A 14405-nucleotide genomic window follows, 5' to 3' on the forward strand; every position below is an offset into this window, starting at 1 on the left:
CTCGTCGGTTTTATTCTAGATCTAATGTACTATACTGTAGCACGGCGTCAACTTTATGGTATCGATACTGCTTTTTATGAGACTCAGTTTCTTGATTAATAAATCAGCTCTATTCATCAGCCTCCTGGCTACTTTGCTCATCGCTTGCTCCCCAAATGAGCCGAATGCACGTTTAGAAGTGGCATCTGGCAATGAAACGCTGGCTAAACCGCAGGTGCTTCACACTGAGCCTTATAAAACCATTCAGTGGACCGATCTGATGCCAGCGGATGATCTGGATGCTTTATTGAATCCTCCGGCCTATCTGGATGAGATCGAAGATGGCTCTGAGGAAGATAAGTTAAGCAGTCAGTTCATGTTGGCGATAACCCAGGCAAGTGACGACCGATACCAGCAGGCGCTCATATCGACACGAATCAAGCCAGAATTTGATAATCAAAGGATCAGATTACCAGGCTTTATCGTACCACTGGAGTTTGGTGAGCAACAAACTGTCACGCGTTTCTTTTTAGTGCCATTCTTCGGAGCGTGTATCCATGTTCCCCCCCCACCGCCCAACCAGATTGTCTATGGCGTCTTTGAAAAAGGGCTCAAGCTTGAGGCTTTGTATGAACCTGTCTGGGTGACAGGTCTATTGAAAACGACCCTGACGGAAAATGATGTCGCCACCTCTGCTTATGCGATGGAGGTGGCGGAAGTAGAGGCATATACCGAATAAGTCAGTCGCTGCTTAGTTAGCGCTAAGCGTCGCATTGTTCACTGTCAATGAAGCGGAACCCTGCTTGCCCTGAAAAATCCATTGTACTTTGATGGCCTGGATACCCGGAAAAAGCGCAAAAAGCTTTATCGAAATGGCGGTTAAATCTTTAGCCTGCTCGCAGTGAAAAGTATAACTGGCATGGAAATCAGCATGCTCCTGCTGGACTTCATGGTGATGTTGATGATCCGCGGACTCATGGTTTTCCATGTAAGGCGTCTCAATTTCCGCATTCTCTAACAGGCATGTCGTGGCTGAAAAATCAAACAGGCGATCAGCGGAAGCCAGCATCTGTTTCGCATTGGAGAAGGCGGCTGCTTGCTCCTCATTGCTGGGTGCGTGCTCAAATCCAATGAGATTGACTGCGGGAGAATCGAATTCGATGGATAAAGCATTGCCCTCCAGCACGATATTAAGCATCGCTTCACCATGAACATGCGCGCCCTGGGTTAAATGGGCTCCTGACGAAAAAACTTGTGGACTGCTGCCAAGCAGGATCCATAGCCATCCTATCAATAAGTGTCTGTTTACCATAGTTCCTCCCTGGATAAATAATATATTCAGGGAGGAATTATGCATCAAGCTTACCCGGCAATGTTCCCACGATGAGGTCTCTGCGCGCGATCGCCAGGTATCAACGATGAAATACAGAAACGATATAATCATGGGTTGAGCGCAAAAACACCCTCTCGATCCTGTGCCGGGCTTGGCGGCGGATACAATGAATGAAGGAAAACAATGATCACTGGTGAACTCAAATCCAAAGTCGACCGCATCTGGGACACGATGTGCTCCGGCGGCATTTCCCATCCGCTGTCGGTTATCGAGCAATTGACCTATCTGCTGTTCATCAAGCGGCTGGCTGGCCAACGTGGTTGATCAGCTCGACGCTATCGGTATGGCCGACCAAGACACCAAGGCCGAGATTGCCGCCAACGATGACGACCTATCCATCAACCGCTACCAGGAAGTGACGTACGAAGCGGAGGGCCGAAGATGGCCGGCGCGCAGTATGAGAAAAAGATCCGGGATTACCTGCGTAGCCATCTGGACCACCTCGTGATTCATCGGCTGCGCAGCAATCAGCCGTTAACGGAAACCGATTTGCAAGGTTTGGAGCAGACCCTTACCGAGATGGGCGAAGAAGATGGCGCAACGAAAAACAATAGAAGCCAACCCAGGAAAATGGGGGGCGGCAAGCACCGATAAATGTAATTTTTTGTGGGCGAACTATGAGTAACAACGCATTATCAACCGTTATCACCTATCACGAAGCCAGTAAACACCGTTTGGACGGCTATGCACCGGGACCCCGTGGCTTGGACTGGGCTAATCAACCGGATCCGTTTCGCCGTTATGCGGGGACGCAACGCTGCGAGTTGCCTTTACGGGCCACTCCCTTGCAGATGCCATTTGCCGAAGTCCGCAGCGGCCGGCGGCAAACACCGGCAGCGATCAATCTGGCCAATTTGGCGACGCTGCTGGAGCTGAGCTTCGGCTTGTCTGCATGGAAAGAATACGGGGGCTCGCGCTGGGCGTTGCGCTGCAATCCTTCCAGTGGAAATTTGCATCCTACTGAATGCTATGTGCTCGCCGCTGCACGCGATGGCCTTGCGAGCGGCGTGCATCACTATGTCAGCTATGACCACAGCCTGGAGCGGCGCGCCGAGGCTGATCCCGATTGGGGCAGTGAGCTGGCTGGCGGCTGCGTGCTGATCCTCACGTCTATTCATTGGCGCGAAGCCTGGAAGTATGGCCTGCGCGCTTACCGCTACTGCCAACATGACTGCGGCCATGCTCTGGCTGCGGTCAGCTATGCTGCCGCCACGCTTGGCTGGCGCGCGCAGGTCTTGGAGAATTGGCATGATGCGGCGCTTGCTGCGCTGACTGGCGTGGCGCGCATGGGCGATTTTGCAGAGCATGAAAGCGAGGCGGTAGAGGTCGCGCTCTGGATTGGCTGCGGAAATGTGCCCGAGTCGTTGGATTCGGCTCAGGCAGCCGCAGCCCTGGCCAGCAGATTGAATTTTGTCGGGCAGGCCAATCGCCTCAGCGCTCAGCATGTCCATTGGGCGGGAATCGATACGGTGCATCTTGCTGCCGAACGGCCTGTCCCTCCTGCTTCATCGTTGATCCCGCCAACGCAATGGCCGCCCCTGGCGCCGATTGATTGTTCGCAAGATGCAGGGGCGCTGATTCGCCAGCGCCGAAGTGCTGTCGGTTTCGATGGCGTGACTGCCATGCCAACAGAACGCTGGTTCACAATGCTCGATGCCCTGCTGCCTCGTCCTGAGCTACCGCCCTGGGAGATCTGGCAACGACCGCCGCGGGTGCATCTCATCCTGTTCGTGCATCGTGTCGCAGGGATAACGCCGGGTATCTACCTGCTTCTGCGGGATCACTCCGTCGCGCCCGCGTTACGTCAAGCAATACGCGAGGATGCTGAATGGGCCGAAGTACCCGGCGCACCCCGGCATCTTGGCTTGTTTCGATTATTCTCTACCGATGCCCGAGATGCGGCGCGCCTGATCAGTTGTCACCAGGACATCGCCGCCGATAGCTGCTTCTCGCTCGGCATGCTGGCCGAATTCAAGGCTGCGTTAAACGAGGGAGCCTGGCGTTATTGCGAGTTGTTTCATGAAGCGGGCATGCTCGGTCAGGCGCTCTACCTGGAAGCAGAAGCCGCAGGCCTGCGCGGCACCGGCATCGGCTGCTATTTCGATGATATGCTGCACGCCCTGCTCGGCTTATCCGACCATGCGTGGCAATCGCTCTATCACTTCACCGTCGGCGGCCCGCGGGACGACCCGCGCCTGCGCACGCTGCCGCCTTATGCGCATCTTACCGGCCGGCAGGTATGTTGATCAGTCTGGAAGTAGTCAAAGCAAGGAAAAGGGCCGCCTATATAGCCCAATTGCTCGTAAGTGGGTATAACAAAATCTATTATGATGAAAGCTAAATCGATCTATTGCCATAAAAAATAAGGAGATAGTATGAAGCTTGGCGTATTAGATTTCATGATTGACGCAATAGATTGCGTTATTTCGAGGGCTTAATTCTAGTTAGCCATCAAAATATGCGGGAAGAACGTCATAGAGATCTTAGCGTAGAAGTGTTCGCTGCCTATTGCGCTGGCAACCTTCTCATTAAGAACTACAAGCTTTCCGAATACGTGCCAGCTACCGAGTTGCAGGTTCCTGAATGGGATCGGTGCATCTACATTCTCCGGCTTGGTCTCGCTGGCGCGAGGCATCCGTCAATCCTATCTATCCCAAATCGGAATGACCCATTAGAAATTCTTTATATTGGTGGGCATGAGTCCGGAAAAAGCACTGGGCGCTTTAATGCAATGTTGCGTAGCTGTCGCCAAGCGGAGCGTCTGTTTGCACAGTCGGGTAACGCCGAAAACGATAAAAGGCATTCTCATCCTGTGGCAAGTTGCCTTACAACCTCACTACTTAGCATCGGCTTCAGTATCAATGATTGCGAGCTAGACTTGGTGCAAGGTGGTCCTGAACTAAATGAGTTAGAACTCATAATTGGCTATCAGGAACGCTATCATCACTTGCCGCCATGGAACTCAAATCGAAAAGGTGCAAGTGCTTTTAGTAGCTAACAACTCGTTGAAGGCGGACGAAACTGACACGCCGCTGCCTTAATTTAAACGTTAGGTCGTGCAGAATTTGGAATTTGGGGTCAGGTCGCGAATCAAGAAAAATAAGAACGGCGATTAGGGTTATTGTTCGCAAAAATAAAAAATTCTTGATTCGCGACCCGACCTCAATTTCTGTGCTCGAACCGGAAGTTGCAAAGGCATTTCCTAGCGAGAAGGCCGTAAATGAGGCGTTAATGTCATTGATTAAGCTGGCTCGGGCATCAACTGGTCTAACAAAAGACTCAAGTGAACGTTCGTAAAATGCACGGACTAGCCCTGCCCTATTGGGGGATATCATCAAAGGGTCTAGTCTTTTGCTTCCCTTAAAATATCGTCGCTTATTAGTTTTCTTCTTTGATGTACCACAGCGAGTATAAATATAGCCTGATTACTGATCTCATAAATAATTCGATAAGAATACAGGGGCAATTCCCTCACATTATCATCGTTGAGCTCGGGACTATTCTGCCAATTTATGAAATATTCGGGCTAGCCCCTCCATTTCCTCGCGGATATTCTGAACAACTTTCTTGGCGTAATAACGGGAATCATGGACGATAAAATCATGGATAGCACGTAAATCGGCCTTCGCTGGCTCAGTCCAGATTACCACGCCTCTATTTCTCGTTTAAGTTGTTCGCTGGTCACAGTTTTCCCCTGCTCCGCAGCTTCTTGTCCCTTCCTGATCTTATCCAACACATAAAGCCGATACATAATTTCATTCATATCTGCATCGTCAGGCAATTGGTCAATCGTTTTCAATGCTTCCTGTTTTGCTGCTCGCATATTACTTACCTCGCTTTCCGGTAAAATACTTTGTTGGTACTACCATAAAATAGTCTTTAATCTTGAATCTGCCAAGTCTCTAAGAAATTTGACTGGTCCGTGAATAATGCAATCCAAAATAATCCCTCACCTCTTTCACGCATTCAAAAGCATGGCCATTACATCGAGTCACTTTGGCAGCGCTCACAAAGCCCATGCAGTTCGAGTTGCTGATGAGCCAGCGTAAAGCCGGTGTTTTGAATGCTGCGCGCGAGTTCCGTCATGATGTGCTGTTTGATGCCGATCTCTTTGACGCTATGGCAGCAGTCACAAATCAGGAATTGCGGGGTTTCGTGTTGATGATCACAGGCAATATGGGCGCATGCTATATACAGACTGGCTGTTTCAAGCTTGTGGACCAGTTTTTCCTGAATCAGAAAGTCCAGCATGCGATAAACCGACATCACCGGCAATGATTCATTAAATTGCGTTTTATATCTTTCCGCAATTTCATAGGCAGAAAGAGGGATCGAGGAACGCAGCAACACGACGAGTACATTTTTGCGCTTGGTTAGTTTGACGCCGGCCGATGCGCACGCCTCTTGTGATTTCTGGATGATAGGGTCAATATCGACGGACATTTCTCATCATTTCCTGTGACTTAATCAACGATTAAGCAGTATTCATAGCCGATTCAAGCAAAGTCTAAAGTAAGCAGTCGTCGCGTTTCATTCGTATTAAGCGCCAGTGAACGATGAATCATGCTATCTCCTTCCTGCAAGCATAACACGATCGATGGCTTTATCCAGCCACTCCGTTCCTTTGCCAGCATACGTCGTGATCAAGCGGCAAGGCACTTTGTCTGCATGGAAACGCGGGCACAGGGTTCTGGCAAGCACATTCAGCCGCACGCCGACACTGTCAAATCAACCAAGGGAATTTTGGCGGGTTTTGATTGCCTTTTGGCCATGAACCCGTTATTTTCCAAGTTGCACACTCTGACATCACATCATGACACAACGCATTGCATTGGTAACCGGCGCATCCAGCGGTATTGGCAGAGCGACGGCGCTACTGTTCGCCAGAAACGGCTATTACGTCTTTGCCATGGCACGGCGCATGGACAGGCTGGAGCAGATACGTTCGGATCACATTGAACCGATTCGTCTTGACGTGACCGATGCGGAGGCTATCCGGGCGGCTGTGAACCACGTCATGGCAACCAAAGGCCGGATCGATGTGCTCGTGAACAACGCAGGCTATGGTCAGTTGGGGGCAGTCGAGTGCGTTTCGATGGAAGCGGCCCATCAGCAGTTTGAAGTCAACGTTTTCGGCTATGCACGTTTCATGCAGGCAGTGATACCACATATGCGGGCGCAGCGGTCGGGGTGCATTATCAACATTGCCTCGATCCTGGGCAAAATCTCCATACCGGGTTTCGGCTGGTATGCGGCTTCCAAGCATGCTGTGGAAGCGTTGTCGGAAACCTTGCGTGGAGAAGTGATGAAATTTGGCATCAACGTGGTGGCCATTGCCCCGGGCCTGATCAAAACTGAATTTGCCGCAAAGGAGCTTGAATTGCTCAAAACGGTTGCGCATCCTTCCGCTTATCAGAAGCTAGTGACCGCGCTCCCGCGTCTTCTGGCAAATGAGCCCCAAGCGCCGGGGCCGGAAATTATCGCAAAAGCAATACTTGATGCCGCTACGGCCTCATTTCCTCCTATGCGACATGCCCTGCCTGCGGACTCTAAAACGGCAGTAGTATCAAGATGGCTGCTGGGCGGCCGTATTTTTGACTGGGCCGTTCGTCTTAAGATGAAAATCTGAGCGCCAGAACGGCAGTTCTGCCAGCGTGCGTCTCAAGGCATCCCATTATGGGGCGCTGAAAGAGATGGGAGTTACGAGTTCTCTGAGATCATGAGCGAGATTTAACAAGTAGGGGTGATCATCCCAGGAGAGTCCTTTACGGTTTTCGAGTAGAAAAATGGTGCGATCGGGGTGCTGTAATTCCTTAAATTCGGCACCATAACGCTGTATCACTGCCCGCGTGACATCGGCATCCATGGGGCGCACAACGATACGGATCGCTTTTCCTAACTTAGGCAATTCACGAGCAGCCTGATCTGCACGATCAACTGCAGACGCTCGTGCTTCTGCCGACGCTACTTTGCTGGCTGTCGCGACTGAAAGGCTACTTGGATTAGGTGCATACAGTGCATTCCAGAGAATGCGCTGGGTACCTTCTGTCCAGGCGCGAAAATTCGGATCAAAGGAAAAGACAATAACGCGACCGTTACCAACTTGTTCATCGACAATGGCAGCCGTATTTGATAATTCATCCACGCTGATCGCAAGCCCTGAGGTATGGAACGCCGGGTCGCTTTCAGCAGGAAAGGTGGCAACGGCCTTGCCAAGCCCAGGGGTCATGCGATCATCGTTGGAGTACATGATCCAGGCGGTCGGAGGATTCTCCAAGGTCGAGGGGCTTTCTGGAGTTGGATCAACCCCGGCTGCAAGTGGGCTTGTTGGATCGAGTATGATGCGGATCAGCGTGCCCGGTGCGCTAGTATGGGACGATTTTAAAATAACGGTGGAGATGCCTGTGCTAACCGCAAGCTCCGTCCCGGCAAGGTAACCGATATACCGGCCACCTCCTTCAACCCACGCAGCAAGCGCCTTCTTGCCTTCTGAGCCAAGTGCCTGCAGCCCATAATTAACATAGCCATCGGGAACAAGCAAAACATCGATGTTTTGCAGGCCCGCTCTAATATCATCATCCGTAACCTTTACATAGGGAACACCCCAGACGCGTTCGAACAGGTAACGGATTGAACCGGCGGATTGAATACTCGTATTACTGCCGGGCATTTCAAATAACCCGATTCTGGGCGCGCCAGCCGGGAGTCCCGGTGGTATCGGCGCTTCGATCGGCGCTACAAGCGCAGCGTTTGGTGTGAAATCAGCTCCCGATGAGCCACCTGATATGTTCATCAATAATGGATTGCTCCACGCTGAAACATCGTAGCTCACACTAATGGGAATATAGGGATTCTCGTGCAACATCGCCTGAATCCAATGTTTCTGACCTTGCGCCATCGGAATCCAGTATGTGCCCGCAGGTAGCGTGATTTCACCCGGATCTTCGCCATAGGCACGGAAATCGGGTACTGCAAGCGATTTCTTAAGTTGCCAGACCTTGACATCCATGCGCTGGAGGCGCCGTATTAATTGTGCGAGTTCCCGCGAGCGACCCGGCTCATTCAAGAAAAAGTAATGCTTGACAGAAATATTGGGTACTTCTTGAAAAAGCTCTTTAGCGTCATAATAAATACCATTTGCTTCCAGCATACCCGTTGCACCTTGTGCTTTTGCATCAGCATAAGAATCGTGCCATTCCTGGAGGATGCGTTCCTTATTACTTGCAGCAGCGAAGAGTGATGTCCAGAGAGTTACAAAGTGCTGATATGTGCGCGACTCGATATCATCGCCATTGTATTTCTCGAAGGTCATGCCCGCAGCATGAAAGCCAATGGTGGGGACGGTATCGCCATATTCAGCGGCATAGAGATCGTATGGCGCGCCATTGAAAAAGGGAATTTTCTGGCGATCCATTTCTGCTGCGATCGAGGCTCCGTAGAGGGTGTTAATCCAGTTGAAAGCTCTGTCGGGTACTTCATGGTAAATAGGGTCTGCATATGGAGGAAAGAAGTAGTGATTAATGCTGGTTTCATGCGCATCAATATACAGTACAGGTGGATATTGCCGCAGCAGCTCGAGTTTGCCGTCAGTTTCCGGTTGCGTGCGTGCGAACCAATCACGATTCATATCGAACCCATAAGCATTGCGTCGCGTATTGGCTTCACGGCCATCGGGATTCTGGATAGGTAATACCACGATGATCGCGTTGTCCAGGATATGGTTGATGACGCAGTCATCCCGGTCGGCGAGTTCGTAAACTACCCGAAGGGCGGCATCCGCGCCGCTTTCTTCATCGCCGTGCACATTGCCGGTTACCCACAGGATCGCCGGTGTATTGGCAGCAAGTTCTTGAGCAGTTTTAGCGGTGATGCCAGGATCGATCAATTGTTGCGTGGCGTTACGGATTCTAGTGAGGCCCTCCGCAGTGACATTTTGTTCGTGCCCAATGATCGCATAACGCAGTGGCAGGCGCTCCTCGGAAGCGGAAGTTGCAGCTGTCCCCGTAACAACTCGTGCGCTGTGTCTATCAATCACATCGAGATATTCGTTCAACTGAGCGGTCGTAACCTCTTGGGCTCCGATGGGGAATCCAAGTACACTTTCTGGATTGGGTATTTCATTTGTGAAAATAGGAATGGACTGGAAGGGTAAGCAAGTTGCGCCAGGAGGAGGCATCGTCGTCGTCCCATTGCTGGCAAAAGCGATCGGTGCAATGATTGCAATGAATATTGCTGCTGCAACATAACGGTACATCTTAGCCTCCTTGAGGTGTACCTACTTCAATTTTCTGATCGACACTTGAAGCAGAAGCAAAGAATCAAACCAATACCGCTTTACTGCATTAACCCGAATATTTCATAAATTCGCGTTAAGATGCTAAGGAATAACACATAGGTAGACAATAATGCATTTGCATACAATTAGATTCTTCGGTAGCAGGATCAAAAAATAGCCATAAGAGCGCTGAAGAGGACGCTCAATCGTTCATGCGTAATCATGTGCAAGGGTAAAAAAATCAGTGCTACCTTCTACAAATAAGGCCAGATCTGGTATTTTTATGGTGATCCCTAATAATTTTTCGTTTTCGTGGCCTAATGAGGAGTAAACATGCCGTCTTTCGATATCGTATCCGAAGTAGATAAAACCGAAGTCAAGAACGCAGTCGAGCAAACCAACAAGGAAGTCAGTACGCGCTTCGATTTCAAAGGCTCAGACGCGCGCGTGGAACAGGCCGAAATGGTGCTCACCCTGTATGCTGACAATGAATTTCAGTTGAGCCAGGTGCAGGATATTCTCACTACCAAGCTGACCAAACGTAGCGTGGACATCCGAAGCCTGGATGTCAGTGACAAGATCGAGAAAGTCAGCGGCAACAAGGTAAAGCGTTCCTGCACAGTGAAGGTAGGCGTGGAAACCGAACTGGCGAAGAAGATCGTCAAGCTGATCAAAGAAAGCAAACTGAAAGTGCAGGCCAGCATTCAGGGCGAATCCGTGCGTGTTACCGGCAAGAACCGCGATGACTTGCAGGAATGCATTGCATTCGTCAAGAAATCCATTACTGACTTTCCACTGCAATATCAGAATTTTAGGGATTAAGCTATACGAATCGAGGGATATATCTCCATTCCGCCGCTCTTGGATGGGTATGCAGAGCGGCATATTCGGTGTTTCTCATAATGATAGATTGATTCATTTTGTTCGGGAGTAATGTTGATGGGAACGCGCGTGACAACCCAATCTTTACGATCAAACTATCAATCAGCTCAAGGTTACGCTTAACCCATATGGCGCGGCGAGGATCGCTTCCTCGCTCCACGCCGCGATTTAACGGACGATAGTCTCATCGTTCCCAACGGCTTTTGCTTCGTGGCAGGCGCATTTCAATCAGCGGGCAAGCGTGCTGCCACATTGTCATCGCCTATGTTGCCTGCCCCCTCTTCGCTGACATGATCTACCTCCCTGGATGCCGCGGTGCACGCAGCATGCCTGAACGGACAACAAACTTGCTCAGCTCGCGCAGCCACAACACTGAGCTGGCCACCATCGCGCAAAACAGCCAATCGCCCGCGTTGAGCGGCGTCGTGGAAAATGCCTGTTGCAGAAACGGTACGTAGACGACCGACGCCTGCAGAGAAAGTGACAGCAAAACGGCGCTCCACAGCCACTTGTTGGAGAACAATCCCACGAACGCACTGCGCTCGTCTGAGCGCGCATTGAAGACAGTGAAGAGTGAGAAGAGCACCAGGGTGGTAAAAGCCATGGTGTGCGCGTAGTGGATGTCACCGTCGCCTTCGATCAGACCGCCGGGCAGGCTCGCGTCCAGCACAAACAGTGTTCCCGCTGCCATGATGACGCCCACCTGCAGGATACCCCACCACATGCGGGGAGTAATCACAGTTTCGCTGCGCGGGCGCGGCGGCTGGGTCATCACATCAGCATCCGCCGGGTCGGCGCCCAGCGCCAAGGCCGGCGCGCCGTCAGTCACGAGATTGATCCACAGGATCTGCGTCGCGAGCAGCGGCAGCACGAGACCGCCGGGCGACGCCGCGGTCAGCCCGATGACGTCAGCCAATAACACGCCGAAGAACATCGTCATCACCTCGCCGATATTCGACGACAGCAGGTAGCGCAGGAACTTGCGGATATTGGCGAAGATGGCGCGCCCCTCTTCCACGGCGGCCACGATCGAAGCAAAATTGTCGTCTGTCAGCACAATGTCGGCGGCCTCCTTGGACACGTCTGTGCCGGTGATGCCCATCGCTATGCCGATATCGGCAGTCTTCAGCGCAGGGGCGTCGTTCACGCCGTCCCCAGTCATTGCCACGATTACACCTTGGTGCTGCAGCGTTTTCACAATACGCAGCTTGTGCTCAGGATTGACGCGTGCGTAGACCGATACCTCGCGGACAGTCCGCTCCAGCATTTCGTCGGACATCTTCGAGAGTTCGGCACCGGTCACGGCGCGCGTGTCGGCCGCCATGCCGAGTTCGTCAGCGATGACCGCAGCCGTCGCCGGATGATCTCCGGTGATCATGACAGGACGGATTCCCGCCGCCCGCGCGCGCGCTACCGCTTCTTTCGCCTCTGCCCGCGGCGGATCGATCATGCCGATCAATCCCGCGAACACCAGCTCCTGCTCCACGCACTCGCTCACCTCTTCCGCATTGAACGCGTCCACCGGCAGCAACCGGAAGGCCACCGCCAGCGTACGCAGCGCTTCGCGCGCGAGCGCTTCGTTGGTTTTCAGAATTTCGGCCTTCCTCGCTTCCCCAAGGACTCTGGTATCTACACCGACGAGCTCGTGCGTGCAGCGCGCAAGCAGCACGTCCGGCGCACCCTTAGTGAAGGCGATCAAGTGCCCCCGGCGCTCGGCATCGGTGTGCACTGTCGTCATCAGTTTGCGCTCTGACGAGAATGGAACTTCGCCGACGCGTTCGAAGCGCGCGTCGAGCGTCTCGTCTTCCAGCCCCACTTTACGGGCTGCCACGACGAGCGCGCCTTCGGTCGGATCGCCTTGCACCGACCAGCAGCCATCGCGCTCTTGGAGCACAGCGTTGTTGGCGCGGTCGCCAACCGCGAGCGCGCGCTCAAGCTCCGAGCGCAGCATATCGTTAACCTGGCTGACCTCGCCTACGGGTGCATAGCCGGTGCCGCCAAGCTCGACCCGTCCGCTCGCTGTCACCACCGCGCGCACGGTCATCTCGTTGCGCGTCAGCGTTCCAGTTTTATCCGAGGCGATAACACACGCCGAGCCGAGGGTCTCGACCGACGCGAGATGGCGCACGATGGCGTTCCTCTTCGCCATGCGCTGTACGCCAAGCGCGAGCACCGCGGTCACCACTGCAGGCAAGCCCTCCGGTACCGCTGCAACCGCCAGCGCGACGCCAAGGATGAACACGTCGAAAATCGCCGCGGCCCCGCGTACCTCCTCCACCAGAAGGATGGTACCGATCATCACCGCAGCGATGACGATGACGATAATGCCGAGAATTCTGCCGACGCGGCTCAACTCCTTTTGCAGCGGCGTGGTCTCCACCGGCGTTTCCTTCAGCATGCTGGCGATGCGCCCCATCTCGGTCTGCATGCCGGTCGCAATCACTACCGCCCTGCCACGCCCGTAGGTGGCCACCGTGCCGCTGAAGATCATATTGTGCCGGTCGCCTAGCATAGCCTCTTCCGCGATCGGGTCGGTGCCCTTCGACTCCGGCAGGCTCTCACCGGTGAGCGCTGCTTCCGCCGTCTGCAGTGCCGTCGACTGGAGAAGCCGGGCATCGGCGGGAACAGTGTCGCCCTCCTCTATTAGAATGACATCGCCCGGCACGAGCTCAGCCGCCAGGACGCTGCGTCGTGCGCCGCTGCGCACGACGGTGGCATGCGCCGCCGACATGCCGCGCAAGGCTGCCAGCGCCTGCTCTGCGCGCGCCTGCTGGACGTACCCCATGAACGCATTGAGCAGCACGACAGCGAGAATGGCGATCGCTTCATAAGGCAGCGCGGAATCGCGTTCGAGCAGCCACAGGCCAGCCGAGATCAGGGCAGCGACGAGCAGCAGGATGACCAGCGCATCCTGGAACTGCGCGAGGAACTTGCGCCAGACGGGAACAACCTTTTCCACCGCGAGCTCGTTGCGCCCGTGCCGCTCGAGCCGCGCGCGCGCCTCCTCCTCGCTTAGACCGCGATGCGCGTCGGACCCTAGCGCCGACAGGACTACGTCGACCGACTGCCGGTACGGGGCGCTGTCAGCGTTGGAAGACATGTGTGCCACCGGTGAAATCGCAGATCGGGTCCTTGAATCCCAGGCAAATCGGTGCAGCGCCGAGTCCGAGCACGGAGAGCATGTCACGTGTGAACAGCTTCCCCAGCTCCTGGAGGAGGCCACACAACAGCACCCACCATTTGCGGAAAAGCGTGGCAGCCTGTTGTTTCTCTACGTTGCTCATGATTGATATACTCCTATCAGTTGATGGTTAAAAATATTAGCACGACAACAAAACCGGGAATAAAGGATCATTGAAAAAGCTGTGCAGCAAACATGATCAGCCTCCTTTCGCAGTTCACAAAAAAGTCGTTTTCTGGCGTCCCCGTCAACCCAGCCCTCCCCACTCATAGCGAAAAGCCCGCAGTTAGCCGAAAGCGGCGATCTTCGGCACTTCGATATTGCTGTGGATCTGCGCAAGGTGCGTCAGCATGGTATTCTGCTTGCAGGTACCGCCGGAGTCGAACGGCAGATCCATTCCGAAAAAAGCTCCCCTGACGTTGTATTAGCCAGCATGTTCCCACTGGCAGCCCGATTGCAGCAGAGAGAATATCGCGCGTTCACCACGCACGGCGCGAAACCAAGTCGTGCGCGCACAGCCTGGGCCGCAGGTGACAGCACAGATACGGCTTTATTTTCTCCCATTCCGCATCCGTCATATCGCTTGCATAGTTCTTGCGGTTACGCGCATAATCCCTGCGAGTTGAGGCGTCCATGCCATCGGTTCCTCCTTGTAAAGCATCGAACACTTTGCTTTGCAAGTGAATCAAATCGTT

At 53.4% G+C, this 14405-nt stretch carries 17 protein-coding genes; 7 read left to right on the top strand and 10 right to left on the bottom strand.

The features are described from left to right. The first annotated feature begins 91 nt into the window (after window positions 1-91). On the top strand, window positions 92-718 hold the full coding sequence (locus BLW34_RS01890; RefSeq protein WP_256203533.1) for a DUF3299 domain-containing protein: 627 nt from the start codon (window positions 92-94) through the stop codon (window positions 716-718). A gap of 12 nt (window positions 719-730) precedes the next feature. Here the strand turns inward: BLW34_RS01890 and BLW34_RS01895 are convergent, their stop codons facing one another. Beyond that, entirely contained in the window at window positions 731-1291 is a 561-nt protein-coding gene (locus tag BLW34_RS01895; RefSeq protein WP_177165919.1) for a DUF2796 domain-containing protein, read from the bottom strand. 204 nt (window positions 1292-1495) lie between these two features. On the opposite strand from BLW34_RS01895, the gene BLW34_RS15405 reads away from it, so the two are divergent. The 4 genes from BLW34_RS15405 (at window position 1496) to BLW34_RS01910 (ending at window position 4370) form a co-directional block, all read left to right on the top strand. Then, complete coding sequence (locus tag BLW34_RS15405; RefSeq protein WP_218138731.1) at window positions 1496-1636, top strand: type I restriction-modification system subunit M N-terminal domain-containing protein; 141 nt, start codon at window positions 1496-1498, stop codon at window positions 1634-1636. 117 nt (window positions 1637-1753) lie between these two features. Next, a complete protein-coding gene (locus BLW34_RS01900; RefSeq protein WP_090574867.1) occupies window positions 1754-1966 on the top strand; it encodes a hypothetical protein in 213 nt (70 codons plus the stop codon). Window positions 1967-1989: 23 nt separating this feature from the next. Then, window positions 1990-3618, top strand: a complete 1629-nt coding sequence (locus BLW34_RS01905) for a SagB/ThcOx family dehydrogenase (protein ID WP_090574870.1) — start codon at window positions 1990-1992, stop codon at window positions 3616-3618. 212 nt (window positions 3619-3830) lie between these two features. Next, window positions 3831-4370 carry a hypothetical protein gene (locus tag BLW34_RS01910; RefSeq protein WP_090574873.1) on the top strand — a complete coding sequence of 180 codons (540 nt, stop codon included), beginning with the start codon at window positions 3831-3833 and terminating at the stop codon, window positions 4368-4370. Window positions 4371-4715: 345 nt separating this feature from the next. On the opposite strand, the gene BLW34_RS17290 is transcribed toward BLW34_RS01910, so the two are convergent. From BLW34_RS17290 to BLW34_RS17295, 5 genes are all read right to left on the bottom strand, one after another. Continuing rightward, window positions 4716-4886 carry a type II toxin-antitoxin system RelE/ParE family toxin gene (locus BLW34_RS17290; RefSeq protein ID WP_090574879.1) on the bottom strand — a complete coding sequence of 57 codons (171 nt, stop codon included), beginning with the start codon at window positions 4884-4886 and terminating at the stop codon, window positions 4716-4718. After that, the gene (locus BLW34_RS01925) at window positions 4870-5022 is read right to left on the bottom strand and encodes a type II toxin-antitoxin system RelE/ParE family toxin (RefSeq protein ID WP_090574882.1); all 153 of its coding nucleotides are present in this window, start codon (window positions 5020-5022) and stop codon (window positions 4870-4872) included. Before BLW34_RS01925 ends, BLW34_RS17290 begins: the two co-directional genes overlap by 17 nt. Beyond that, complete coding sequence (locus BLW34_RS01930) at window positions 5016-5195, bottom strand: hypothetical protein (RefSeq protein ID WP_090574885.1); 180 nt, start codon at window positions 5193-5195, stop codon at window positions 5016-5018. Before BLW34_RS01930 ends, BLW34_RS01925 begins: the two co-directional genes overlap by 7 nt. 158 nt (window positions 5196-5353) lie before the next feature. Continuing rightward, window positions 5354-5815 (bottom strand): Fur family transcriptional regulator, encoded by a 462-nt coding sequence (locus BLW34_RS01935; RefSeq protein WP_090574888.1) that lies wholly within the window; start codon window positions 5813-5815, stop codon window positions 5354-5356. A gap of 123 nt (window positions 5816-5938) precedes the next feature. Then, window positions 5939-6085 (bottom strand): DUF1826 domain-containing protein, encoded by a 147-nt coding sequence (locus tag BLW34_RS17295; RefSeq protein ID WP_090574891.1) that lies wholly within the window; start codon window positions 6083-6085, stop codon window positions 5939-5941. Window positions 6086-6185: 100 nt separating this feature from the next. On the opposite strand from BLW34_RS17295, the gene BLW34_RS01945 reads away from it, so the two are divergent. Then, window positions 6186-7001 (top strand): SDR family NAD(P)-dependent oxidoreductase, encoded by an 816-nt coding sequence (locus BLW34_RS01945; protein WP_090539913.1) that lies wholly within the window; start codon window positions 6186-6188, stop codon window positions 6999-7001. 45 nt (window positions 7002-7046) lie between these two features. On the opposite strand, the gene BLW34_RS01950 is transcribed toward BLW34_RS01945, so the two are convergent. Next, window positions 7047-9626 carry a M14 family zinc carboxypeptidase gene (locus BLW34_RS01950; RefSeq protein WP_090574894.1) on the bottom strand — a complete coding sequence of 860 codons (2580 nt, stop codon included), beginning with the start codon at window positions 9624-9626 and terminating at the stop codon, window positions 7047-7049. A 354-nt stretch (window positions 9627-9980) separates the two neighbouring features. Here BLW34_RS01950 and BLW34_RS01955 point away from each other — a divergent pair, with 354 nt between their 5' ends. Then, complete coding sequence (locus BLW34_RS01955; protein WP_090539918.1) at window positions 9981-10469, top strand: YajQ family cyclic di-GMP-binding protein; 489 nt, start codon at window positions 9981-9983, stop codon at window positions 10467-10469. A gap of 355 nt (window positions 10470-10824) precedes the next feature. Here BLW34_RS01955 and BLW34_RS01960 read toward each other — a convergent pair whose 3' ends face one another. From BLW34_RS01960 to BLW34_RS15410, 3 genes are all read right to left on the bottom strand, one after another. After that, window positions 10825-13629: a cation-translocating P-type ATPase gene (locus BLW34_RS01960; RefSeq protein WP_090574897.1), complete on the bottom strand. Its 2805-nt coding sequence runs from the start codon at window positions 13627-13629 to the stop codon at window positions 10825-10827. Then, window positions 13613-13813, bottom strand: coding sequence for a hypothetical protein (locus BLW34_RS01965; protein ID WP_090574900.1), 201 nt, complete (start codon window positions 13811-13813; stop codon window positions 13613-13615). The genes BLW34_RS01960 and BLW34_RS01965 overlap by 17 nt, the downstream gene beginning before the upstream one ends. A gap of 376 nt (window positions 13814-14189) precedes the next feature. Continuing rightward, on the bottom strand, window positions 14190-14399 hold the full coding sequence (locus BLW34_RS15410) for a hypothetical protein (protein WP_143037841.1): 210 nt from the start codon (window positions 14397-14399) through the stop codon (window positions 14190-14192). Between the last annotated feature and the right edge of the window lie 6 nt (window positions 14400-14405).

Source organism: Nitrosomonas sp. Nm58 (assembly GCF_900107335.1).
GTDB lineage: Bacteria > Pseudomonadota > Gammaproteobacteria > Burkholderiales > Nitrosomonadaceae > Nitrosomonas.